The organism is Streptomyces sp. NPDC101225, assembly GCF_044767585.1.
In the GTDB taxonomy this organism is placed as follows: Bacteria; Actinomycetota; Actinomycetes; order Streptomycetales; family Streptomycetaceae; genus Streptomyces.
In genome coordinates, this window is the sequence record NZ_JBIWOE010000003.1 from 1 (window position 1) to 23,533 (window position 23,533).

Sequence of the window (23,533 nt, forward strand, 5' to 3'; positions counted from 1 at the left end):
CGACAGAACCAGCTACAAAGCCACCATCAGCATCGACATCCAGACCACCCGCACAACTTGACACCGGACACCCAGCGCTAACTACACGGCGTTGGTTCTAGCAGGAGCTCCATCTCTGCTTCCTACGGCTTGACACACCAACCCCACGCCTAACTACACGGCGTTGGTACTAGACCTGCTCGCCAAGGCCCGCCTCCACCCGATCGAGTCAGAAACCGACGACACCGTCCTCCCGACCGAACTCACCGCATAACCTCAAAACGAGATCACCGAGTAGCCGTCAATACACCCAGCGGACGTGACCAGAGCGGCTCGGTGCTGCGGCAGATGTGGGGTGTCTCCCGAGGAGATCGCTGAGGGGATGTTGCATAAGCGCAGGAGTGCGCGGCGAGCAGAATCGGGGTGTAGCTGCCAAGATCAGGGCTCACTCGTGAGTAGTCCGCGCTTCTGACCGTTTACACGCCAAGGTGGGAGCTAAAGCCCAGGCTTTGTATGCGCATGATGGCCCGTCGCTTGCAGTGACGGGCCATCATGAAGTGTCAGCGATTGGGGTGACTTGACACGTGGTTAGGCGCTCCCGTACCCATAGTCCAACGTGTATTCGCCAACCGGGCACGACCATGTTCCCTGTTCGCTGGGATCTTCCCAAACAACCGAGTCATGGATAATTCTCGGTGAGGCAGGTCGCTCTGTCCCAGGCACTACAGGAAGCCCAAGGGAATAAAACTCGACGTAGGCAGTCGGGATTCGGTAGGCCATTTCGTAGAGGATTTCTACCTCAGGCGCCAGGGGGTCTACGGTGAAGCCCACCGTCATTCCCGAATCGTCACGGAGGAGGATTTCTGCAAAACCTTCGTTGTTCGAATTCAGAAATGTAATGACGGGTTTTTTGTCGAACCCCGCGGATAGGTCACGTACTACTTTCTCGGCAAGCTCTTCCAGATTCGACACGGTTGAATCCTTGATTGTGAAATCGTGACTACGCCGCCCGAGGAGGATCCAAGGGGAGCAGCCAGGCTATGTCAGATCAGCGTCACCGTAAAGTCGAAGACGGTCGTGATGTACTTCGTGCCGCCGGCAATCTTAAAGTGCTCTTTGACCGTCAGCACGTAGTGGCTGGTATTCACTCGGAACGAAGAGTGAACCAAGTAGCTTGCCGCAATGGGGCCATGGCTGTCGGAATAGCCGAAACTACGACCGTTCCGGGTTACCGTGGCCTTCTCAAACATCGGCCCAGTTGCCTGTGCCGCCACGCTCTTGTGTAGTTTCAGGCCCCAGGCGAAGTGCATGTAATCGCCATCGTGATACCGAACTTGCCCAGTGAAGTGCCCGTACGCCGAGTCGCCACGGTAATCAGGAGACTGTGGCGTAAAGGTATGCGTAGGTCCTGACGCGACTGACTTTTCAACCGTGCTGGCATTTTTGTCGGTGACGGTTTTGCTCTCGGTGTGTTCAGTCACCGTAACGGCAGCCGTACGGAGCGGCCGCTGAGAGGTATCGGCAGATCGCTCCGCCGCAGAGGCGGTAGCAGTCAGTGTCGCCGTGGCAAGCACGGCAAGAGCTAGACTTGTCACTCTTTTTACGATTTTCATTTCTCTCCCCAAATGTCGCCTGGTCAGTGGTCGACATCCGGGAATCTATCGATCATGTATTCTGCATTCAATCCTTCCAGGAGAGGCTAAAATCACGGACTTGTTGGGGAACCGCCGACACTCATCTTGCATCACGCCCCATTACGAATGGGCTTCTTCGTGCTGCAGTGAGACGATCGGCCTGGCAGTGGTGGAGCCCGTGGTCTGTGTAGGTGTGCCGATTGAGTAACGATTTTGTATTTCTTTTTATTTGTGTATGTTTGTGACGTCGAGCAGGTCAACGACCGGTGGCTTGGCCGTTGCGTGGTCAGACCACGACCGATGGGCCCATGCAACTCGCCTCTCGTTTCATAGCGCTTCCCTCGATACGGTCGTGGTCGTGTCCGGCGTGCGTTGGGTTGGTCACCCGTGGGCGTGCGCTGGTTGATCGCGCGCGACTAGGGGAGCTGGTACGGGCATGGCGGTTGACGCTGCTCGCACGGAAGAGGGGTTCACGTCTTCGAGGGCTGCGCGGGTGATGGCTGCCGCGTGCCGTGCCGCAGGACTCGATGACAGAGGCGCAGAGTTGATCCGTCTCGGAGAGAACGCGCTGTTTCGGCTGGCCTCCGTGCCGGCCATCGTGCGTGTGGCGCGAGGGGAAGAGTGGTTGCCCAGGGCCCGCACAGAGGTGGCTGTATCGCGGTGGCTAGCGGAGGAAGAGTCATGAAGGGTGCGTCGGACGGTGGGCACGTTCACTGAGAGCACCACGGCCGTCGACACCGGACGCGGTTGGCCTCACGGTGCGATCTCGAAGCGGGGCGGTCGGAGACGTGCGAGGCATCTGGTGTTCGGTGCGGCCGGGGTGTCGAAGAAGGAGGTCGTGATGGCTTGCGCGCACGGCGAGTCGGCGAAGGCCACGTGGGCGACGTAGGGGACCGTGACGGTGGTGGACCGGCTGAGCGTGCGGGCGGCGTAGGCCCCGTTGCTCGGCGCGGTCTGGGCGTCGAACCCGGCGGACATGACGAGGGTCGGGATGTCGCTGCGCGTCACCGCGCGGACGGAGCGGGGTGCCGCGGGGATGTTCCAGGCGCGGCAGTCCGCGTGGAGCCAGGCGAGCTGGGGGGCGTTGGCCAGTACTGAACGGGGGAAGGAAGGGAAGGCGCGCCGGCCCGCGCGGATCACGTCGGCCTCGCTTTCGAACGGTGTCCACTCGCTGCAGAAGACGCCGAAGGCCAGCCCGTGGGCGACTCTTCCGACGGCCTGCGGGCTGAGCCTGCCGCCGGCCAGCTGCTGGGCGATCCGCTGCGGGTTGCCGTGGGCCAGTTCGTCGATGGAGCGGGGCACTCCGGCCGCCAGGTGGGTGGCGGAGGTCAGCCAGTTCACCAGCGTTCCGCCGTCCAGCACGACCTTCACCGGCTGCGGGTGGCCCGGGACCGTGACGGTGGTGGCGACCGGTCGGGCTTCGAGTTCGCGGACGAGCCGCTCGAAGGTGGCTTTCAGGTGCGGATAGCGGCCGTTGCAGGCGGGTTGCTCCGCGCAGGCCTTGAACAGGCCGTCGAAGCCCTCTCGTGCGGCGCGCCAGGTCACGGCTCCTCCGGCCAGCGAGGGCGGCAGGACGCCGTCGATGCCGACCGACCGGATGCCCTGGGGGTGCAGGCGCAGGTAGGTGAGGGCCAGGTCGGTGCCGTAGGAGATGCCGAACACGTTCCACTGCTTGATGCCCAGTGCCTTGCGCAGGTCGGCGTAGTCGGCCGCGCTCTCGGTGGTGTTGTACGCGCCGAGGTCGGCCCCCGTGCTCGCCGACCGGTCGCGACATGCCCGCGTCGCCGCCACATGCAGGCGCCCGGTGGACGGCGCACCGAGGACGAGGCCGAGAGCGCGTGCGTTGAACGTGTCGATGTTCGGGCAGGTGAGCGACGGATCGGCCGAGTACGTTCCCCGCTGGGACATGAAGATCAGGTCCCGGTCGCGGTTCAGGCCCCCGTCGAGCGCCAGCTGGATCTCGGAGACGGCGTCGTCACCGGGGCCGCCGGCCAACCACACGATCGGGTCCGGCGCCGGTCGGCCGGTGGCCGCGGGCACGATCGCGACTCCAAGGGTGATCTTCCGCCCTCTGGGCCGGGAACGGTTCTCGCGAACGGTGAGCGTTCCACAGCGGGCCGTTTCCAGGGCGGGGATCGGGTCCGCCGTCCTTGGGCAGGGACCGGGCACGAAGCGGGCGTCACCCGCCGTACGAGGGACGGTGCCGAGCGGTGCCGACGCGCCGGGCTCGGCCTGAGCGGGCATCGCGACGAGGCCGACGACGAGGGCGCCGGTCGCGGCCAGGGCCGGCCTGGCCGGGAGCCGTCGCGGCAAGCGCCGGGCGTGGGACGGGCGAAGGAACATCAGGCGGTCTCCGGGTCGGGGGTGATGGTGAACGGCTGCGGCTCAAGTCCTGCCACGCAAGCGGTGTCGACCGCGGTCGGACGGGCGAGGAAGGAGGCCAGGACGCTCTGCGCGCAGGGGGACTGGGGGACCACCCAATGGCCGATCCCGGGAATCAGCACGGCGGTCGAGCGGGGCAGCGTGCGGCCCGTGTACGGCCCCCAGCTCGCCCCGGTCTTGGCGTCGAAGGTCCCGCTGACGATGAGCGTCGGCACCTTGCTGAAGGTGGCCACCCGCTGGACGGCGGTGCGGTCCGGGACGTCCCAGACGCGGCACACGTCGTACTGGAAGGGAAGCTGCGGCGCCTGGGCCAGCACCGTGTCCGGCCATCCGGGGAAGGCCCGGCGCCCCGCCTTGAGCAGGTCGGACTCCGAGTGGCCCGGCACCCACTCGGCGCAGGCCACCGAGTTCGTCAGTCCGTAGGCGAACTCGCCGATGGCAGGTGTGGCGGCGGCGGCGCGGGCGCGCGCGAGCCGCTCGGGGCGTCCACGGGCGAGTTCGTCGAGGGCGGCGGGGACATCGCGGGCCGGCAGGACGGCGCCGTCGGCGACCAGCAGGTTCACCAGGGCTCCCCCGTCGAGAACGACCTTCACCGGGCTTCCTCCCCCCGGTGGGGGCACCGTCAGTGTGAGGGGGTGTGCCTCTAGGCGGCGGACCTGCTCGGTCAGCGTGCGCGGGAGGTCCGGGTAGCGGCGCTTGCAGCGGGGCTGGGCCTCGCACGCCGCGAAGATCGCACCGATGCCCTCCCGGGCGCTGTCCCACGTCCACGGCAGGCTCACGATCTGCGGGGGTACCACCGAGTCGATCGCCACGGAGCGGATTCCCCGGGGATGGCGGCGCAGGTAGGTGAGGGCCAGGTCGGTGCCGTAGGAGTAGCCGTAGACGTTCCACCGCCTGATGCCCAGTGCCGTGCGCAGGTCGGCGAAGTCCGCGGCGTTCTCGGTGGTGTTGTATGCGCGCAGTTCGACGCCTTGGGCTGTCAGACGGTCCTTGCACCGCTGCGTCGCGCGCACCAGGAGCCGCCCCGTGGAGGGTGCGTCGTAGGGCAGGCCCACGGCGTCCGCGGAGAAGCGGTCGACCTCGGGGCAGGCGAGGTTCGGCTGCGAGTGGAGCCCTCCGCGCTGGGACATGACGATCAGATCGCGATCCCGGTTCACGTGGGAGGCGATCAGGAAGGGAATGGCCCCGATCGCGTCGCCGCCGGGGCCGCCCTCCATGAACACCACCGGGTCCTTGGCGGGCCTCGTGGACGCGGCCGGGATGATGGCAACGGTCAGCCGGATGGTCCGCCCACTGCGGCGGGCCCGGTTCTCGGGCACCTCCAGGACCCCGCATCGGCCGGGGACGGGCTCGGGCGTGTCCGGGCAGGGACCGGGCACGAACCGCGCCGGGGTCCCTGGCGTGGGCTCCCGGACGGGTGGTGACGCGGCGCTGCTCGGCGCCGGGCCGAGCGCGCCCAGGAAGGCCAGACCGGCTGTGAGGAGCGCGCCGGCGGCGCGCGTGCCCCGGGAACGTCGTGGTGGATACCTGTGCCGTGCCGGCCGTCGTCCGGACTTGCCGCTTCCTCGAACAGACCGCGGGCAGGCCGTTCTGATGTCCTGTTCCTTCATGAGGTCTCGTCTCCTCCCAGGCCTTCGGCCGCCCTGGCCGGCGGCCCGGGGAACGCGTCGCGTGGCTCCGCGCGCCGCCGCGTGGCTCGGGCGGGCACCGCGCCAGGCAAGCCTGTGGCCGAGGGGAGACGTGCACCACTCGTGCGCTCCACTTGGAGCAGACCGGCGGCGCATCGGGGACCCTCCCCGCGTCGGCCGCGCTCTCGGTGACGGTTGAACGGTGCCCCTCCGACGCCGGGCTCGGCCGCCCGACGTGGGCCGTCCTGGCCGAGGACCGGGTTCGGGCGCCGTTGCCCTTCGTGGGTGGGGCGTTGCGGCGGAAGCCGTCAAGGGATCCGATCCGGGACGGAGCGGGTCCGGGCGCGGCTGTCCGTGAGAGTGTGGACGGCATGGGGGAAGCGTCGGACGAGCGGGATGTACGGGCGTTTCTGGCGGCGGTTCGCGTGGGCGACGTCTGCCGCGGGACGGTTGCCGAGGTCATGCGATCCGGTGGTGTCGCGATCACGCTGGACGGCTTCGCCACGCGCCCGCTGGGGACGGTGGGCCCTTCGGACCTGTCCTGGCGCGGGTCCGTCGCCGTGGAGGTCGGCCGGCGGGTGACGGCTGAGGTGATCGCCGTCGACCGGGAGGCGGGCCGGGTGCGGCTGTCGACGGCTGCCACGGAGAACCCGGACCTCTGGTCGTTCCTGAAGGGACTGGCGCGTGGTGACCTGCTCTCCGGTGTCGTGTCGGCGATCGAGGCGTACGGCGTCTTCGTGGCCTTGGACGACGGTCCCGCCCACCCTGTGCTGCCCGGCGTCGGCTTCATCACCTTCCCCGAACTGTCATGGCGGCGTTTCGAGGACGCCAGGGACGTCGTGCGGGTCGGGCAGCGCGTCTCGTGCGAGTTCCTGCAGTTCGATTCGGAGAACGGTGAGGCTCGCCTCTCCCTGAGGGCCGCACGGCCGGACCCCTTCCGGGTCTTCGCCGAGGGTGTGACGGTGGGCCGGAGGCTGTCCGGCCGGGTCACCAAGCTGGTCCCCTTCGGCGTCTTCGTCGAGCTTGCCGACGGGTTCGAGGGCTTCGTGCACCTGCAGGAGCTCGCGGCGACTCCGGTGGACTCGCCGGAGGACGTCGTGCAGGTCGGCGACGACGTCGCCCTCGTCGTCGCGGGCATCGACCTCGAACGACGCACGCTGACCCTCTCCCGGCGGCAGGCGCCGCGCGGCCGGGGTGGTTGAGGCCTGGCGGAGGACGCGTGCGGGCACGTGCGGGCGCCCGCCGGCTGTCCCCGGTGCGTTCACCGAGCGGCACCGGCGCTCCGTGGGCCCGGCGGCAGACCAGGCGGCAGGGTGGCGCGAGGCCGCGACCGGTCCCCCGTTCCGGTCGCGGCCTCGGGCGTGCGGACGTCCGGTCTCGGCCTCGGACGTGCAGGCATCCGGTCGCGGCCTCGGGCGTGCGGACGTCCGGTCTCGGCCTCGGACGTGCAGGCATCCGGTCGCGGCCTCGGGCGTGCAGGCATCCGGTCTCGGCCTCGGCGGTGCGGACCTCCGGTCTCGGCGGATCGTCAGCAGCCGCCGGAGGCGGCCGGGGCGCCGACGCCGATCTGCAGGGTGGCCGGCGCCGCGCAGCAGCCGCCGCCTTCGCCGCTCTGGGCCGCCTCGGGGTCGTCGTAGAGGCCCGCGCCGCCGCACACACCGGTCTCGGGCAGGGTCAGTTCCACGCGTTCGGCGGCCTCGCGGTCGCCGGCGAGGGCGGCGGCGATGGAGCGGACCTGTTCGTAACCGGTCATCGCCAGGAAGGTCGGGGCGCGGCCGTAGGACTTCATGCCGACCAGGTGGATGCCCTGTTCGGGGTGGGAGAGCTCGTTGACGCCGTGCGGGTAGACCGTGCCGCAGGAGTGGACGTTGGGGTCGATGAGCGGGGCCAGCGCGGCCGGGGCCTGCAGGCGCTCGTCCAGTCCGAGGCGGACCTCCGACAGGAAGGACAGGTCGGGGCGGAATCCGGTGAGCACGATGATCTCGTCGACCGGGTCGAGGCGGCGGCCGTCCTCGGCGGCGAGGACGAGCCGGTCGCCGGCACGCTCGACCGCCTGGGTCCGGAAGCCGGTGACCGCGCCGGCGTGACCGGCCTCGACCGCTGCCTTGGCGCGCAGGCCCAGGGCCCCGCGGGCGGGGAGCTGGTCGGCTTCGCCGCCGCCGTAGGTGCCGGCGCCGATGGCCCGGCGCAGGACCCACACGGCGTGGGTGCCCGGCTCGTCCTCGGCCAGGTCGGCGAGGTAGGCGAGTGCGGTGAACGCGGAGGCGCCGGAGCCGACGACGGCGGTGCGCCTGCCCGCGTACCGGGCTCGGACGGCGGGGTCCTTGAAGTCGGGGACGCGGTAGGAGATCCGGGCGGCTGCCGTCCTCTCGCCGAGTGCGGGCAGGCCGTCGGCGCCCAGGGGGCCGGGGAGGGCCCAGGTGCCGGAGGCGTCGACGACGGCGCGGGCGATGAGGCGCTCCTCGCGGCCGTCGGCCGTCCGGACGTGGACGGTGAACGGCTGCTGGTCGCGGTCCGCGTCGACGACGCGGTCCCGTCCCGCCCGGGCCACGCCGGTCACGGCCGTGCCGTAGCGGACCTTGTCGCCGAGGGCGTCGGCGAGGGGCTGGAGGTAGTGCTCGGCCCAGTCGCCGCCGGTGGGGTAGGCGGCGCCGTCGGGGCGGCTCCAGCCGGTGGGGGAGAGGAGCTTTTCGGCGGCGGGGTCGGTGACCTCGGCCCAGGGGGAGAACAGCCGGACGTGCGCCCACTCGCGTACGGCGGTGGCGGCGGAGGGTCCGGCCTCCAGGACCAGCGGTTCGAGGCCGCGCTCGGCGAGGTGGGCGGCGGCGGCCAGGCCGACGGGGCCGGCTCCGACGACCACGACGGGTAGCTGGTCGGTGGTGGGCGCGTTCACGATGTTCCCCTTTGATTCGACGTCTGTCGATGTCTGGCTCGCCAAGGATGGCACTTGTGTCGACAAGCGTCAACATAGACATTCATCGAATCAGCGCTCCCGGGCGGGCGGCTGCGCCGATCGGGTCTGGCCCCCCTGATTCGACATGTGTCAACATAGACGTATGTCGAACACGAAGGCGCTGCCGCTGCTCGAACCCGAGGTGCCCGAGGCGGCGGTGCCGTGCTGTCCGCCGCTGACCGAGCGTCCGTTCACCGCCGACGAGGCCGAGACGGCCGCGCTGATGTTCAAGGCGCTGGGCGATCCGGTGCGGCTGCGGCTGTTCACCGCGGTCGCCTCGCACGAGGGCGGCGAGGCGTGCGTGTGCGACATCTCCGACGTGGGCGTCTCCCAGCCGACCGTCTCGCACCACCTGAAGAAGCTCAAGGACGCCGGGCTGCTGTCCTCCGAGCGGCGCGGCACCTGGGTGTACTACCGGGTCGAGCCCTCGGTGCTGACGGCGATGGGCAGGTTGCTGACGACCGCCCCGGCGGCGTGATCACCGGGGTGCGGGCCTGGATCACCGGGGTGCGGGCCTGGATCACCGGGGCGCGGGCCTGGACCGTCGGGGTGCGGGCCTGAGTCATCGGGGTGCGGGCCCAGGGGGTGTCTGACCGCCGCCCTCACCCGGCCGCTTCCCGCCCGGACGGGAAGACGAGCGCGACCAGCGCCAGTCCGACCACGGCTCCGGCCAGCTGCATGCCGATGAAGCCCGCCACCGACCCGGGCGCGATGCCCGCGAAGGTGTCGCTGAAGGCGCGGCCGATGGTCACCGCCGGGTTGGCGAAGGACGTGGACGAGGTGAACCAGTAGGCGGCGCCGATGTAGGAGGCGACGGCCGCGGGGGCGTGCTGCAGCCGGCCGGTGCGGGCCAGGCCGAAGATCAGCAGAATCAGCCCGGCCGTGGCGACCACCTCGCCGAGCAGCAGGTGTCCGGCGGACCGGTCGTGCGTGGACCATGCCACCAGCGGCCTGCCGAACATCGCGTCCGCCAGGACCGCGCCCGCGATCGCGCCCGCGATCTGGGCCGGGACGTAGACGGCCGCCTCCTGGATCGTCACGCCCGCGCCGCCGCGCCGGCCCGTCCACCACTCGGCCAGCGTGACCACGGGGTTGAAGTGCGCGCCGGAGACGGGACCGAGCAGGAGGATCAGGACGCCGAGGCCGAAGACGGTGGCCAGGGAGTTGGCGAGCAGTTGCACCCCGACGTCCTTGGTCAGCTCGGTGGCCTGGATGCCGGAGCCGACGACGACGGCGACCAGGGCCGCGGTGCCGATGAACTCGGCCGCGGCGCGGGCGCCCAGCGGCCTGCGGGGCGGGGTGGCGCCCGGCGCGGGCCGCGGCTCGGCCGCTCGTGCCGGTGCATCGGCCGGTATCGGTGACTCGGCCGGTATCGGTGACTCGGCCGGGGTCGGTGACTCGGCCGGGGCCGGTGACCCGGCGGCGGCCTCGTGCGTGGCGGTCAACGAAGACTCCTTGGTGCGGTCGCCGGAGCGGCGAGGGATCAGGGGCAGGACCGCTTGTTGCCCGCGGCGGCGCGGGCGGACTCGGCCAGCTCGGCGAACTGGCCGGCGAGCGATGCGATGACGTCGGCGCGCAGCTTGTAGTAGGTGAAGCGGCCGCACGGTTCCGTCTCCACGACCCCGGCGTCACGCAGCACTCTCAGGTGGTTGGAGAGGTTGGTCTGCCGGGCGCCGGTCTCCTCCACGAGGTGACTGGTGCACAGCGTCTCCTGGGCGAGCAGGGTGACGATCCGGAGCCGTAGCGGGTCGGCCAGCACCCGGATCAGATCAGTGTCGACTGACGTCAGCATGCACTGATACTCTCACATCAGTGGTGACTGACATCACTGGGTGCTGATGCGTGTGTGCCCTCCCGTTCCGCCGTGCAGGCGGGAGACCAGGAAAGACCTCTGATGTCCGACAAGCCCTCCGTGCTCTTCGTCTGTGTCCACAACGCCGGCCGTTCGCAGATGGCCGCGGCGTGGCTGAGTCACCTGTCCGAGGGGCACGTCGAGGTCCGGTCGGCCGGCTCCGACCCGGGCGCGGAGGTCAACCCCGCGGCCGTGGCGGTCATGGCCGAGGTGGGCATCGACATCTCCGCCGAGACCCCGAAGATCCTGACCGTGGACGCGGTCCGGGAATCGGACGTCTGCATCACCATGGGCTGCGGTGACACCTGCCCCGTCTTCCCCGGCAAGCGGTACCTGGACTGGCAGCTGGACGACCCGGCCGGCCAGGGCGTGGAGGCGGTCCGCCCCATCCGCGACGAGATCGAACGCCGAGTGCGCGGGCTCCTCGACGACATGGGTGTGCCCGCGCGGCGGTGACCACGTGGCGCGAGGCGCCCGGAAGGCCTCCGTGCAGCCGTCCCCCTCGATCTCGACGAGCTTCGGCCCCGTCCCGGCTGCCGCACCGGCGCGGTGCCCTGTGCGCAGGCGCTTCTCCGCCGTTCTCCGGGTGATTGAGCCGTTCGGCCCATGGCCCGGGCCCGCCGGCGGGCCGAGTGTCTTACGAGGCGCTTCACTTGCTCTCGACATCCGAGGGGAGCCGGCTCATGAACGGACATCCGCGTTCCGGTGGCCACGCGCTTGCCGCGCCCATCGATCTCGACGGCACCGGGCACTACGTGCACTGGGGTGTGGTGCAGGTGTCCGTCGCCAACCTCGTGGTCGTCGGGGTGATGCTGGTCGTCTTCGCGGCGGCCCTGCTCCTGCCCTTCCCGCGCGGGCGGGGCCGGCGATGAGCGGGGCGCCGGAGACCGGCGGAGGCTGGACCGGAGCGGTACGCCGCAGATCGGTGCGGGCACTGCCCCCGGAGAAACTGCTGCCGGACACGCAGCCCGCGTACGTGGCGTCATGGATCTACGTCTTCGGTGTGCTCACCCTCACCTCGCTGATCGTCGTCCTGGTCACCGGCGGTGTGCTGGCTCTGAAGGGGCCCGCCTGGTGGCATGTCTCGGACGTCGGCGCGTACGTGAACAGCCTGCACCTGTGGAGCGTCGAGCTGTTCATGTTCTTCATGGTCATCCACCTGTGGGGCAAGTTCTTCATGGCCGCCTGGCGCGGTCGGCGGGCGCTGACCTGGATCACCGGCACGGTGTGCTTCTTCGCCTCGATCGGCACGGCCTTCACCGGCTATCTGGTCCAGCAGAACTTCGACTCCCAGTGGATCGCCGGCCAGGCCAAGGACGGGCTCAACTCGGTCGGCATCGGTGCCTTCTTCAACGTGCTCGACTTCGGCCAGATGCTGATGTGGCACATCGTCCTGCTGCCCTTCGTCCTGGTCCTGCTGGCGGGCTGGCACATCCTGCTGGTGCGGCTGCGCGGGATCGTGCCGCCGATCGACGCCACCCCGCCCGCCGCGGACGGGACCACGCGGGAGGCGGTGTGATGAACCGGCGCGCGAAGGCCCCCGTGCCCGCTCCGTCCTCCTTCCCGGCCAGGCCGTACGACCTGGTCAAGGAGTTCACGATCGCGCTGGTCGTGGTCGCGCTGCTCACCGCGGGCCTGGCCGCAGTGTTCTCCTCGCCCGACGTCAGGCCGGTGACGCTGGCCTCCTGGGCGAGGGCCGACGGCGGCGACTTCACGGCGACCTCCGTGTCCGAACTCGGCGGCACCAGCGGTACGGCCGAGTACGGCCCGCCGTACAACCACACGCCGGGTGCGGCGCAGAAGCTGGGCCCGGTCGGTCTGCAGAGCGCCGCCGGGGTCCGCGTCCCGGTGGACACCGCGAACGACTTCGTCCTGGGCCCGCTGCGCACCGCCCCGGAGCCGCCCGCCGTCACCGCCGCCCTCGCCGTCTGGGACGCCGCCTCCGCCGCCCGGCACCAGGCATGGACCGCGGCCTACTCCGACGCCCTGGCCAAGGCCCACGGCACCGTCCCCGCGCAGGGCGCCTACGGGCCCGTCCCCGTGCTCACCGCACGCCTGCTCCAACTGGCGCGCAGCGGCGCGCTGGACGGCCAGCTCCAGGCGCAGGGCACGTTCTACGAGACCGACTACACCCGCCCGCTGCTCTTCCTCTCCGACGGCTCCTACCTGGAGTCCCGCGCTCGTGCCGAGCACCTCGGCGGCGACCAGTGGGGGATGATGAACGAGACCGGGAACTACCCGGGCCAGGCGTGGCTGTGGCTGTACACCTTCTGGTACCAGATCGAGCCCTTCAAGTCGTCCGGCAACGCCGACGCCCTGATCTGGGGCCTGATGGCCCTGCTCAGCCTGGGCCTGATACTGGTCCCCTTCATCCCCGGAGTGCGCTCGCTCCCGCGCTGGACGCGGGTGCACCGGCTGATCTGGCGCACGTACTACCGCGAACAGGCCACGGAACGCGATCGGCGGGAGTGACGCGGCCCGGCGGGCCGAGGTGTCGTCGTCGGGATGCGCCTCGGCCGGCGGGTGACGGACCCCGGGGCCACGACGACCGGCCGTGATCGTTCCGCTCAGGCGCCCGCCGGCGCGGACCTGCCGCGGTGGGCGACGTGCAGGATGCCGGGCGAGGCGGCGACGCGGTCGAGGCCGTAGACGGCCGCCATGCACAGGACCACCCACGCGGAGAGGATCACCACGCCGTCCCCGACCCCGTCGTGGTGGAAGTAGGCGAGCCCGTTGATGGCCCGCACCCCGACACCGGCCGGCATGACGGAGGCCAGGGGCTGCAGCCAGCCGGGCAGGAAGGACGGGGGCAGGACGCCGCCGCTGGAGGCGTTGCCCATGACCAGCATGAAGATCGAGCCCAGCGGGACGCCGAGCGAGCCGAAGACCCGGATGAGCAGGCCGGTGCCGGCCGCCACGGCGCCGGCCATGAGCGCGATGACGCCGGCCAGGGCGAGGAATGACCCGGGTATGGCGTCGAAGACCGTATGCGCGATGAGCGCGGTGGCCAGGCCCCCGGTGACGGCGAAGACGACGAGACTGAGCAGGCGCTGGGCGAAGGACAGCCGCGGTGCCAGCTGGTACGTCATCTGACCGAACAGGAACCCCGCGAGCACGAGCCCGAAGGAGGCGTAGAAGACGGACAGCCCGCGGCTGTCCCCCTTGGACAGCGGGAGGATGTCCCGCACCTCGATCCTGCTGCCGTCGGGTGTGGCGGCGTGGCCGAGCGGGGTGACCATCGCCTGGACGGCCAGACCGTTGGCGCCCGCGTACAGCAGGCGCGGCGGGCCCGAGGTGTCCACGTAGGCGGCGTACGCGGCGCGGTGCTCGACCGCGGAGCGGGCGGCGTCGGCGTCCCGGTAGCGCTCCACCTGGAAGGCGTCGGGCGCGGCGCGCTGCAGCCGTACGTCGAAGAGCGCCGCCGCCCGGTCCGAGGCGGCCACGGCGACCGGCAGCCGGTGGGCCCGGGGCGTGTGGAAGGCGGCGAGGAAGACCGCGACGAAGACCAGCCCGATGGTGAGCACGGTGACGACCGGTGCCAGCACCGCCTTGGAGCCGGTCAGTCCGGGCCGGACGGGGGCCGCGTCGGGCGGTGTCCCCGCGCGGTGCCGGCCCACGTCCGGATGGGTGCCGGGCTTCATGACGTCCTGCTTCAGCACGAGCGCATCTCCTGGTGCATCACGCCTCCCGGGGAGGCGGCGGGTGCCTCCCGCACCCATAAGTCAGCAAGTGCTGACATGACGACTGTAGGGGACGCGGCCGCCGCCGTCCAAGGAGGGCCGGGGCGGCGGATCGCCTCCTGGTGCGCGAGCGGCGGCCTCGGCATGGCAGAGTCGCCGGGAGTGACAGGCCGTGACAGGAGGGACCCCGGGCCGATGAGCGCCGAGAAGCCCCCGCGCCGGAGGGACTCCGCGCGCAGCAAAGAGCTGTTGGTGCGGGCCGCGGGCGAGCTGCTCGCCGAGCGCGGGTTCGAGCGCACCACCGTGCGCGACATCGGCGAGCGCGCGGGGCTCGACCAGGCCCTGATCGCCCGGTACTTCGGGGGCAAGGCGCAGCTCTTCATCGCCGTCCTGCGCGCCGAGGCGGGCGACGACCTGGAGCTGGACCTGTCCGACCCCGCGCGCGTGGGGGAGCTGTTCGAGCGCATCGGGCAGCGCGGCCCCGGACCCGTCTTCCAGGCCGCGGTCCAGCGCCCGAGCGACCCCGCGGTCGAGACCGCCACCCACGAGGAACTCCGGATCCGGCTGATCGCGCCCTTGAAGGAGGCCTACGAGAGGCAGGGGCTGGACCGGCCGCAGCTGAGGGCCGAATTCACGGTGGCCGCCTTCGTCGGCGTGCTGATGGGCCGCACCTCCGGCGCCTTCGAGGAGCTGGCGGCCGCCGGCCCGCACGACCTGCTGCCCTTGGTGCGGAGCCTGCTGAGCCGGTGAGGAGGACGGGCCGGCCGCTGCGGACCTGGTGCGGCCCGCTCGCGAACTCCCCGCCCGAGGAAGGGCGGTTCGGCGGCGGGCGTCCTAGTCTGACCTCTGTCGGCAGCACGCGGTTCTCCTCACCTGCGCGGGAGGTCTTATGGCCGGGACGAGCGATCTCCTCACCACGGCACGGCAGGAACACCTGAAGTACTACGCGGCGCTGAGCAGGCACCTCCCCGCGTTGGAGGGCGAGGTGATCGCCGCCGCCCACGAGGCGATCCGCGGCCTGACCGCCCCCGCCCCGGACACGGACATACCCTCCTCCGTCTACCCGCCGGTGCTCGAGGCCCTTGCCGCCGCCGTCGAGTACTGCGAGTTCAGCGGGCATCCCGAGGGGGTGCGCTACTACCGGTACTGGCACACACTGCTGGCGGCCGACCAGGCCCTGTGCGACTGACCGGTCCGGGATCCGCGGCGGCGTTTGCGGCGTCCATGCCTGTATGGACCTGCAGAAGCCGCCCGCCGGGACACCGGAGCAGCAGCCCGCGCGGCCGGACCCCGAGGGGTGTCTCGTCGTCGCGATCCGTCTTCCGGTGCGGATCGTCGTCCTGGTGCTCGTCCTGCCCCTGCGGATGGCGTGGGACGCCCTCGCCGTCACCGGGCGCTTCCTCGGCGACAGCGTGCTGCGGCCGGTGGGACGGGCGCTGCTGTGGAGCGCCCGTGCGCTGTTCGTGTGGCCGTTCGCCGCCCTGTGGCGGTACGTCCTCGTCCCCGTGGGCAGGGTGCTCGCACGGCTCGGGCACGCACTCGTCGCCGTACCGCTCGAGTGGCTGCACCGCTCCGTCCTGACGCCCCTCGCACACGCGCTCGCGTGGCTCGCGCGCCACCTGCTCGTCGCCCCCGCCCTGTGGCTGTACGCCGCGGTGCTGGCGCCGGCGGGGCGCGCGATCGCCTGGTGCCTGACGGGGCTCCTGCGCGGCGTGGGCCTGGTCCTCACCGGTGTGGGAACCGTCCTGTACTGGATCCTGCGGGTGCTGCTGGTGCTCCCCGCGCTCGTACTGTGGCGGTGGGCCCTCGTACCGGTCGGGCGCCTCCTCGCCGTCTTCGGGCAGGAGGTGGGCCAGGCGCTCGGGCATGCCTGGCGCGTCGCCGGGCGGATCTCGCTCGCCGTGGGCCGGGCGCTGGGCTCGCTCGTGCGGTGGATCTTCGTGGAGCCCGTGCGCCGGCTGTACCGGGCCGTGCTCACCCCCGTCGGCCACGCCGTGCGCGACGCCGTGCTGCGGCCCGCCGCCGAGGCGGCGCGCGGCGTGGGCCGCGCGGTCCGGCCGGTACTGGCCTCCGCCCTGGAATCGGTACGGCGGGCACGGGCCGACGTCCGGCGCATGCTGTTCGGCGAGCCCCCGAAACCGGCCGGCGCCGTGGACCGGCGGGAACCTCCGGGCCGCGCGGCACGTACTCTTGGTAGGAGTACGACCGCTCTCACGAAGGACTGAACGACACTGGGCAAGCGACAGCCCGAAGGCCCGCCGCCCGCACCCGCGGTGCAGCGCATCCGACTGCGCTACACCAAGCGCGGCCGCCTCCGGTTCACCAGCCACCGTGACTTCCAGCGCGCCTTCGAGCGTGCGCTGCGCCGCGCCGAGGTGCCCATGGCGTACTCGGCGGGGTTCACGCCGCATCCGAAGGTGTCGTACGCCAATGCCGCACCCACCGGCACGGGCAGTGAGGCGGAGTACCTGGAGATCGCCCTCACCGAGGCGCGGGATCCGGAGCGGCTGAGAGCGCTGCTCGACGTGTCGCTGCCCGACGGGCTCGACGTCGTCGACGCGGTCGAGGCCCGCACCTCCGGGCTCGCCGACCGGCTCACGGCTTCCGTGTGGGAGCTGCGGCTGGAAGGCGTCGACCCGGCGGAGGCGGACCGCGCCGTCGCGGCCTTCAACGCGGCCGGGACCGTCGAGGTCCAGCGCAGGGCCAAGAACGGCGTGCGGACCTTCGACGCCCGCTCGGCGGTCGCAGAACTGGAAACGCACCGTTCGACGGCTGATAGGCCGACCGACCGGCCCTGTGCGATACTGCGGCTGGTTGTTCGGCACGTGACGCCTGCCGTACGACCCGACGACGTCCTGTCCGGTCTCCGCGCCGTGGCCGACCTGGCGCCGCCGGTCCCCGCAGCGGTGACCAGGCTGGCGCAGGGGCTGTTCGATGAAGAGACCGGCACGGTGACCGACCCGCTCGCGCCCGACCGCGAGGCGGCGACGGCCCTACCCATGGCCGACTCCGCTGCCGCCGCGAAGGCGCCGGTGTAAGGAAGGTCCCGCGAAGGACGGACGTCGAAGCGCCGCCCTCGTACTCGGGAGCCACCTGGGTCGGGCAGCGCACCGACCAGAAGACTTTCGCCAGGCCGTACGCATGAGGTGTACGGAACCGGCGAGACAGGACACAGAAAGCTCCCGTGCGGCGCCCGCGCCCCGGACGGCGGCACCGCGCATCGCGCGAGCCGCGGACGTCACCGGCGGTCTGCCGGACCAGGCGCGGCGCCCGGGAGCCCGACGGGAGAAATGCCCGCATGCTCGAACCGACCGAACCCGCAGAGTCCTCGACGGGCTCCGAACTGAACACTCCGAGCGACACCCTGCCGCCGCGTCGTCGGCGCCGTGCCGCTTCCCGCCCGGCGGGTCCCCCCGCCGCGGCCGCCTCCGAGACCCCGGAGGAGATCGTCGCGCCGGCCATACCGGCCGAGGACGACCAGAAGGCCGACGAGGACGAGACCGCCGAGGCGGTGGCCACCGCCGCGTCCGACGAGGCCGTGCAGACCGAGGAGACCGAAGAGACCGAGGCGCCCGCGCCCGCCGCGCGTACGCGGCGCCGTGCCACCCGTCGTGCCTCCGCGCCCGCCGGAGCGCCCGCCGCCGGGACGGCCGGGACCGTCGTGGCCGCCGCGCCCGCCGAGGCCGAGGCCGAGGAGAGCACGGCCGCGGTCGAGTCTCCGGCCGACGAAGCCCCCGAGCCCGCCCCGCGCACGCGGCGCCGGGCCACGCGCCGCGCGTCCGCGCCGGCCGGAGCACCCGCCGCCGAGGCCGCGCCTGCCGAGGCCGAGGAGCCCGCCGCCGAGACGGGCGAGGTTCCCGCCGAGTCCGCCGAGGCCACCGAGGAGGCCGCCCCGCGTCGCACCCGCCGCCGGGCCACGCGCCGCGTGACCTCGGCCGCCGACGAGACGGCCCCGGCCGACGCCGGGTCCGCAGGGGAGGCGGCCGTGCAGCCCGCGGCCGAGGCCGAGCCCGCCGCGCAGCCCGCCGCCGTCGCCGAGGAGGCGCAGGCGCCCGCCGCCGAGCAGGCCGAGGAGGAGGCCGCGCCGCGCCGTTCGCGCCGCCGGACCGCCCGCAAGGCCGCGACCGGATTCTCCGCGCCCGCCCGGGCCGCCGAGCAGGCCGACGACACCGAGGGTGAGGAGCCGCGCCGCCCGGCGCGCCCCGCCGTCGCCGTGTTCCAGGCGCCCGTCTTCACCGAGCCCCAGTTCCAGACGCCGGAGCGGGCCGCCGCCCAGGCCGCCGCCGAGCAGGCCGAGGAGACCACCGACCCGGAGGAGCAGTCCGAGGAGCGGTCCGGGGCCCGCCGCCGGCGCCGTCGCCGCGCCGGAGCGGCCGGCGAGGAGGCCGAGACGCGGACCGCCGAGACCACCGAGACCACCGACACGGCCGAGGACGAGCCGGAGGAGGCCGAGGACCAGTCCGAGGACGCCGCCGAGGGCGACGACTCCGAGGAGACCGGTTCGCGCCGCCGCCGTCGCCGGGGCGGCCGCCGCCGCCGTCGTGGCGAGTCCGCCGACTCCGGCGCGGACGACGAGCCGGACGAGTCCGACGAACGCGCCGCCGCGCAGGACGCCGACGACACGGCCGAGCAGGCCGAGGACGACGAGGAGGGGGCCGACGAGAGCGGCGGCTCGTCCTCCAGCAGCCGCCGTCGCCGGCGCCGCCGCCGGCGCGCCGGTGACTCCTCCACGGACACCGAGCCCGGTGAGGGCGACCCCGAGCGCACCGTCGTCAAGGTCCGCGAGCCGCGCCCGAAGTCCGAGCCGTCCGACGAGGTGCAGTCCATCAAGGGCTCCACGCGTCTGGAGGCCAAGAAGCAGCGCCGCCGCGAGGGCCGTGAGCAGGGCCGCCGCCGCGTGCCGATCATCACCGAGGCCGAGTTCCTGGCCCGCCGTGAGGCCGTCGAGCGCGTGATGGTCGTCCGCCAGAGCGGCGAGCGCACGCAGATCGGCGTCCTGGAGGACGGCGTGCTCGTCGAGCACTACGTCAACAAGGAGCAGTCGACCTCGTACGTCGGCAACGTCTACCTGGGCAAGGTCCAGAACGTGCTGCCGTCGATGGAGGCCGCCTTCATCGACATCGGCAAGGGCCGCAACGCCGTCCTCTACGCCGGTGAGGTCAACTTCGAGGCGCTGGGCATGGCCAACGGCCCGCGCCGCATCGAGTCCGCCCTGAAGTCCGGCCAGTCGGTCCTCGTCCAGGTGACCAAGGACCCGATCGGCCACAAGGGCGCGCGCCTGACCAGCCAGGTCTCCCTCCCGGGCCGCTACCTCGTGTACGTCCCCGAGGGCTCGATGACCGGCATCAGCCGCAAGCTGCCCGACACCGAGCGGGCCCGGCTGAAGACCATCCTCAAGAAGATCGTCCCCGAGGACGCGGGCGTCATCGTGCGCACCGCGGCCGAGGGCGCGAGCGAGGACGAGCTGCGCCGCGACGTCGAGCGGCTGCAGGCGCAGTGGGAGGACATCCGGAAGAAGTCGAAGAACGGCAGCGCCCCGACGCTGCTGTACGGAGAGCCGGACATGACCGTCCGGGTCGTCCGCGACATCTTCAACGAGGACTTCACCAAGGTCGTGGTCAGCGGCGACGACGCGTGGCAGACCATCCACGGCTACGTCTCGCACGTCGCCCCCGATCTGGCCGACCGCCTGTCGAAGTGGACCTCCGAGGTCGACGTCTTCGCCACGTACCGGATCGACGAGCAGCTCTCCAAGGCGCTGGACCGCAAGGTCTGGCTGCCCAGCGGCGGCTCGCTGGTGATCGACCGGACCGAGGCGATGGTCGTCGTCGATGTCAACACCGGCAAGTTCACCGGCCAGGGCGGCAACCTCGAGGAGACCGTCACCAGGAACAACCTGGAGGCGGCCGAGGAGATCGTGCGCCAGCTGCGGCTGCGCGACCTCGGCGGCATCATCGTCATCGACTTCATCGACATGGTCCTGGAGTCCAACCGGGACCTGGTGCTGCGGCGTCTGCTGGAGTGCCTGGGCCGGGACCGGACCAAGCACCAGGTCGCCGAGGTCACCTCGCTGGGCCTGGTCCAGATGACCCGCAAGCGGGTCGGCCAGGGCCTGCTGGAGTCCTTCTCCGAGACCTGTGTCCACTGCAACGGCCGCGGTGTCATCGTGCACCTGGAGCAGCCGTCCTCCGCCGGTGGCGGCGGCAAGCGCAAGAAGCGCGGGCGCGGCGGCGACGCTCACGTGCACGAGCACGAGACCGCGGCGGCCGTCGAGACGGAGACGCCCGAGGAGACCGAGGCCGAGGTCGCGGCCGAGGCGGCGGCTCCGGTCGCGCTCGCCGAGCCCGCCTTCGCGCCCGACGAGGAGCTGTACAGCAGCGTCGCCGAGGCGGAGGCCGCGGCCGGCCGTGGCCGTTCGCGGCGCCGGTCGGCCCGCCGGGCGTCCGCTCCGGCGGGTGCGCCGCGCCGCGAGGACAGGAAGGCCGAGGCCCCGACGGCCCAGCAGGTCACCGCCGAGGCCGAGGCGGAGCGTCCGGTGCGGCCGGAGCCCGCCGCCGAGGTGCTGGCCGAGCCTGCGGCCGTGGAGGACGCCGTCGCTCCGGTGGCGCCCGCCGCCGCGGAGGAGGCCGCGCCCAAGGGCCGTACGCGCCGTCGCGCGACCCGCAAGGTCTCCGCCCCCGCCGGTTCGCCGGCCGGTGCCGAGGCCGCGGTGGTGACGGTCGCCGAGACCACGCCCGCGGCCGAGTCACCGGTCGCGGAGGCGGCGCAGGCCGGTGAGGCCGCGTCCGAGCCGGCCGAGGCGGCCGCCGAGAGCGCCGCTCCGGCCCGTCCGCGGCGCCGGGCGGTGCGCCGGGAGACCGCGCCCACCGCGTCCGAGGACGCCGCCGTCGTGGTCGTCCCGTCGGCGGAGGCCGAGGACGCGGAGCCCGCGCGGGCCAAGAAGGCGGCCCGCAAGACGGCCAAGAAGGCCACCGCGAAGAAGGCCGCCACCAAGAAGACGGCGGCGAAGAAGACCGCGGCCAAGAAGACGGCGGCGAAGAAGACGGCGGCGAAGAAGACGACCGCCAAGAAGACGGCGAAGAAGACGGCGGCCGCCGAGCAGCAGCCGGTCTCGTCCGTCGCCACGGTGGCGGACGAGGGCTGACGCCCCGCCGCACCGAAGACGTGCTCCGCCCCCGGTCCGAACGACCGGGGGCGGAGTGCGTTCTCCCGGGCGAGGCCGGGAGGGGGGAACCTGTGAATGGCCAGTGAATGCTTATGGTTATGCTGCTGTCTGAAGTTGACAGTAAATTCCGACAAACTGAGATTTTCGCCTCGGTGCAGGCGTCAAACGTGGGGACCGATAAGTGAAGGCTCTTGTGCTCTCCGGAGGAGCGGGTACCCGACTCCGTCCGATCACCCACACCTCGGCCAAGCAGCTGGTGCCCGTCGCCAACAAGCCTGTGCTGTTCTACGGTCTGGAGGCGATCGCCCAGTCCGGGATCACCGAGGTCGGCATCGTCGTCGGCGACACCGCGGACGAGATCCGCGAGGCGGTCGGCGACGGCTCCCGGTTCGGCATCAAGGTGACCTACATCCCGCAGGAAGCGCCGCTGGGGCTGGCCCACGCCGTGCTGATCGCCCAGGACTTCCTCGGTGACGACGACTTCGTCATGTACCTCGGCGACAACTTCATCGTCGGCGGCATCACCGGTCTGGTGGAGGAGTTCCGCAGCGAGCGTCCCGACGCGCAGATCCTGCTGACCCGGGTGCCCAACCCCACCTCCTTCGGCGTCGCCGAGCTCGACGGCGAGGGCCGTGTGGTGGGCCTGGAGGAGAAGCCGAAGGTGCCCAAGAGCGACCTCGCGCTCGTCGGCGTCTACCTCTTCACCCGGGCGATCCACGAGGCCGTCCGGTCCATCGAGCCCTCCTGGCGCGGCGAGCTGGAGATCACGCACGCCATCCAGTGGCTGATCGACGACAAGCGGGACGTCAGATCCACCACGATCTCCGGCTACTGGAAGGACACCGGCAACGTCACCGACATGCTGGAGGTCAACCGGTCCGTCCTGGAGACCCTGGAACCGGTCAGCGAGGGCACGGTCGACGAGAGCAGCGAGATCATCGGCCGGGTGCGGATCGAGGCGGGCGCGAGCGTCCGCGGCAGCCGTATCGTCGGACCGGTCGTCGTCGGTGCCGGTACGGCGGTGGAGAACGCCTACATCGGCCCCTTCACCTCCGTCTCCGAGGACTGCCGGATCGTGGACAGCGAAATCGAGTACTCCATCGTGCTGCGCGGTTCGTCCGTGACCGGCGTGCGCCGGGTGGAGGCCTCGCTCATCGGGCGCGACGTCGAGGTCACGCCCGCACCCCGTAATCCTTCGGCCCACCGGCTCGTGCTCGGTGATCACAGCAAGGTGCAGATCTCCTCATGACAGCCTCCTCCGTTCCGGCCCGCCCGACCCGGATCCTGGTCACCGGCGGTGCCGGCTTCATCGGCTCGCACTACGTCCGTACGGTGCTCGGCCCCGAGGGCCCCGGTGACGTCGCGGTCACCGTGCTGGACAAGCTGACCTACGCGGGCAACCCGGCCAACCTGGACGAGGTGCGCGAGCACCCCGGGTTCGCCTTCGTGCAGGGCGACATCTGCGATCCCGAGCTGGTCGGCAAGCTGATGGCCGAGCACGACCAGGTGGTGCACTTCGCCGCCGAGTCGCACGTGGACCGTTCCATCGACGGCGGCGCGGAGTTCGTGCGCACCAACGTGGTCGGCACCCACACCCTCATCGACGCGGCGCACCGCGCGGGCATCAAGACCTTCGTGCACATCTCCACCGACGAGGTCTACGGCTCCATCGACGAGGGGTCCTGGCCCGAGACGCACCCGCTCGAGCCCAACTCGCCGTACTCCTCGGCGAAGGCCTCCAGCGACCTGATCGCGCTGTCGTACCACCGCACCCACGGCCTGGACGTCCGGGTCACCCGCTGCTCCAACAACTACGGGCACCACCACTTCCCCGAGAAGGTCATCCCGCTGTTCGTGACCAACCTCCTCGACGGCAGGAAGGTCCCGCTGTACGGCGACGGCGGCAACGTCCGCGACTGGCTGCACATCGACGACCACGTCCAGGGCATCGAGCTGGTGCGCACCAAGGGCCGGGCCGGCGAGGTCTACAACATCGGCGGCGGCACCGAGCTGTCCAACAAGGAGCTCACCGGGCTGCTGCTGAAGGCCTGCGGCGCGGACTGGGACACCAGCGTCGAGTACGTCGAGGACCGCAAGGGCCACGACCGCCGCTACTCGGTGGACTGCACGAAGATCCGCGAGGAACTCGGTTACGCACCACGCAAGAGCTTCGAGCAGGGCCTGGCGGAGACGGTGCAGTGGTACCGCGACAACCGCGCCTGGTGGGAGCCGCTCAAGGAGCGCGCCGCCCTCGGCTGAG

The 23,533-nt window shown here is 71.7% G+C and carries 21 protein-coding genes and 1 pseudogene; 14 read left to right on the forward strand and 8 right to left on the reverse strand.

The window, feature by feature from the left end; genetic code table 11:
• Positions 1 to 567 precede the first annotated feature (567 nt).
• On the reverse strand, positions 568 to 951 hold the full coding sequence (locus tag ACIRPX_RS04815) for a hypothetical protein (protein WP_404188286.1): 384 nt from the start codon (positions 949 to 951) through the stop codon (positions 568 to 570).
• A gap of 71 nt (positions 952 to 1,022) precedes the next feature.
• The gene (locus ACIRPX_RS04820; RefSeq protein ID WP_404188288.1) at positions 1,023 to 1,460 is read right to left on the reverse strand and encodes a hypothetical protein; all 438 of its coding nucleotides are present in this window, start codon (positions 1,458 to 1,460) and stop codon (positions 1,023 to 1,025) included.
• Between the two features lie 589 nt (positions 1,461 to 2,049).
• Here ACIRPX_RS04820 and ACIRPX_RS04825 point away from each other — a divergent pair.
• A pseudogene (locus ACIRPX_RS04825) lies at positions 2,050 to 2,289 on the forward strand (aminoglycoside phosphotransferase family protein); the annotation flags it as partial.
• Positions 2,290 to 2,366: 77 nt separating this feature from the next.
• On the opposite strand, the gene ACIRPX_RS04830 reads toward ACIRPX_RS04825, so the two are convergent.
• Together ACIRPX_RS04830 and ACIRPX_RS04835 are read right to left on the reverse strand one after the other, a co-directional pair.
• Positions 2,367 to 3,956 (reverse strand): alpha/beta fold hydrolase, encoded by a 1,590-nt coding sequence (locus ACIRPX_RS04830; RefSeq protein ID WP_404188291.1) that lies wholly within the window; start codon positions 3,954 to 3,956, stop codon positions 2,367 to 2,369.
• On the reverse strand, positions 3,956 to 5,314 hold the full coding sequence (locus ACIRPX_RS04835) for an alpha/beta fold hydrolase (RefSeq protein WP_404188294.1): 1,359 nt from the start codon (positions 5,312 to 5,314) through the stop codon (positions 3,956 to 3,958). The genes ACIRPX_RS04830 and ACIRPX_RS04835 overlap by 1 nt, the downstream gene beginning before the upstream one ends.
• A 680-nt stretch (positions 5,315 to 5,994) precedes the next feature.
• On the opposite strand from ACIRPX_RS04835, the gene ACIRPX_RS04840 reads away from it, so the two are divergent.
• Complete coding sequence (locus tag ACIRPX_RS04840; protein WP_404188297.1) at positions 5,995 to 6,825, forward strand: S1 RNA-binding domain-containing protein; 831 nt, start codon at positions 5,995 to 5,997, stop codon at positions 6,823 to 6,825.
• 326 nt (positions 6,826 to 7,151) lie between these two features.
• Here ACIRPX_RS04840 and ACIRPX_RS04845 read toward each other — a convergent pair whose 3' ends face one another.
• Entirely contained in the window at positions 7,152 to 8,516 is a 1,365-nt protein-coding gene (locus ACIRPX_RS04845) for an FAD-dependent oxidoreductase (protein WP_404188300.1), read from the reverse strand.
• 163 nt (positions 8,517 to 8,679) lie between these two features.
• Between ACIRPX_RS04845 and ACIRPX_RS04850 the strand changes: the two genes are divergently transcribed.
• Positions 8,680 to 9,054 carry an ArsR/SmtB family transcription factor gene (locus ACIRPX_RS04850; RefSeq protein ID WP_404188303.1) on the forward strand — a complete coding sequence of 125 codons (375 nt, stop codon included), beginning with the start codon at positions 8,680 to 8,682 and terminating at the stop codon, positions 9,052 to 9,054.
• A 124-nt stretch (positions 9,055 to 9,178) separates the two neighbouring features.
• Here ACIRPX_RS04850 and ACIRPX_RS04855 read toward each other — a convergent pair whose 3' ends face one another.
• Together ACIRPX_RS04855 and ACIRPX_RS04860 are read right to left on the reverse strand one after the other, a co-directional pair.
• The gene (locus tag ACIRPX_RS04855) at positions 9,179 to 9,949 is read right to left on the reverse strand and encodes an aquaporin (RefSeq protein WP_404189253.1); all 771 of its coding nucleotides are present in this window, start codon (positions 9,947 to 9,949) and stop codon (positions 9,179 to 9,181) included.
• Positions 9,950 to 10,059: 110 nt separating this feature from the next.
• Positions 10,060 to 10,368 carry an ArsR/SmtB family transcription factor gene (locus tag ACIRPX_RS04860; RefSeq protein ID WP_404188305.1) on the reverse strand — a complete coding sequence of 103 codons (309 nt, stop codon included), beginning with the start codon at positions 10,366 to 10,368 and terminating at the stop codon, positions 10,060 to 10,062.
• Positions 10,369 to 10,470: 102 nt separating this feature from the next.
• On the opposite strand from ACIRPX_RS04860, the gene ACIRPX_RS04865 reads away from it, so the two are divergent.
• From ACIRPX_RS04865 to ACIRPX_RS04880, 4 genes are all read left to right on the forward strand, one after another.
• Positions 10,471 to 10,884 (forward strand): arsenate reductase ArsC, encoded by a 414-nt coding sequence (locus tag ACIRPX_RS04865; RefSeq protein ID WP_404188307.1) that lies wholly within the window; start codon positions 10,471 to 10,473, stop codon positions 10,882 to 10,884.
• A 227-nt stretch (positions 10,885 to 11,111) separates the two neighbouring features.
• A complete protein-coding gene (locus ACIRPX_RS04870) occupies positions 11,112 to 11,300 on the forward strand; it encodes a hypothetical protein (RefSeq protein WP_404188310.1) in 189 nt (62 codons plus the stop codon).
• Positions 11,297 to 11,947 carry a cytochrome b N-terminal domain-containing protein gene (locus ACIRPX_RS04875; RefSeq protein ID WP_404188312.1) on the forward strand — a complete coding sequence of 217 codons (651 nt, stop codon included), beginning with the start codon at positions 11,297 to 11,299 and terminating at the stop codon, positions 11,945 to 11,947. The genes ACIRPX_RS04870 and ACIRPX_RS04875 overlap by 4 nt, the downstream gene beginning before the upstream one ends.
• On the forward strand, positions 11,947 to 12,900 hold the full coding sequence (locus tag ACIRPX_RS04880) for a hypothetical protein (protein ID WP_404188315.1): 954 nt from the start codon (positions 11,947 to 11,949) through the stop codon (positions 12,898 to 12,900). Before ACIRPX_RS04875 ends, ACIRPX_RS04880 begins: the two co-directional genes overlap by 1 nt.
• A 95-nt stretch (positions 12,901 to 12,995) precedes the next feature.
• Here ACIRPX_RS04880 and ACIRPX_RS04885 read toward each other — a convergent pair whose 3' ends face one another.
• On the reverse strand, positions 12,996 to 14,087 hold the full coding sequence (locus ACIRPX_RS04885) for an ABC transporter permease (RefSeq protein WP_404188317.1): 1,092 nt from the start codon (positions 14,085 to 14,087) through the stop codon (positions 12,996 to 12,998).
• 216 nt (positions 14,088 to 14,303) lie between these two features.
• Here ACIRPX_RS04885 and ACIRPX_RS04890 point away from each other — a divergent pair, with 216 nt between their 5' ends.
• The 7 genes from ACIRPX_RS04890 (at position 14,304) to rfbB (ending at position 23,532) form a co-directional block, all read left to right on the forward strand.
• Positions 14,304 to 14,858, forward strand: coding sequence for a helix-turn-helix domain-containing protein (locus ACIRPX_RS04890; RefSeq protein WP_404188320.1), 555 nt, complete (start codon positions 14,304 to 14,306; stop codon positions 14,856 to 14,858).
• 139 nt (positions 14,859 to 14,997) lie between these two features.
• Positions 14,998 to 15,297, forward strand: coding sequence for a hypothetical protein (locus tag ACIRPX_RS04895; protein ID WP_404188322.1), 300 nt, complete (start codon positions 14,998 to 15,000; stop codon positions 15,295 to 15,297).
• Between the two features lie 43 nt (positions 15,298 to 15,340).
• Positions 15,341 to 16,333 (forward strand): hypothetical protein, encoded by a 993-nt coding sequence (locus ACIRPX_RS04900; protein ID WP_404188325.1) that lies wholly within the window; start codon positions 15,341 to 15,343, stop codon positions 16,331 to 16,333.
• Positions 16,334 to 16,381: 48 nt separating this feature from the next.
• The gene (locus ACIRPX_RS04905) at positions 16,382 to 17,146 is read left to right on the forward strand and encodes a TIGR03936 family radical SAM-associated protein (protein WP_404188327.1); all 765 of its coding nucleotides are present in this window, start codon (positions 16,382 to 16,384) and stop codon (positions 17,144 to 17,146) included.
• Between the two features lie 260 nt (positions 17,147 to 17,406).
• The gene (locus tag ACIRPX_RS04910) at positions 17,407 to 21,252 is read left to right on the forward strand and encodes an Rne/Rng family ribonuclease (protein ID WP_404188330.1); all 3,846 of its coding nucleotides are present in this window, start codon (positions 17,407 to 17,409) and stop codon (positions 21,250 to 21,252) included.
• A gap of 202 nt (positions 21,253 to 21,454) precedes the next feature.
• Positions 21,455 to 22,522: a glucose-1-phosphate thymidylyltransferase gene (locus ACIRPX_RS04915; protein WP_404188332.1), complete on the forward strand. Its 1,068-nt coding sequence runs from the start codon at positions 21,455 to 21,457 to the stop codon at positions 22,520 to 22,522.
• A complete protein-coding gene (gene rfbB, locus ACIRPX_RS04920; protein WP_404188334.1) occupies positions 22,519 to 23,532 on the forward strand; it encodes a dTDP-glucose 4,6-dehydratase in 1,014 nt (337 codons plus the stop codon). The genes ACIRPX_RS04915 and rfbB overlap by 4 nt, the downstream gene beginning before the upstream one ends.
• Position 23,533 lies beyond the last annotated feature (1 nt).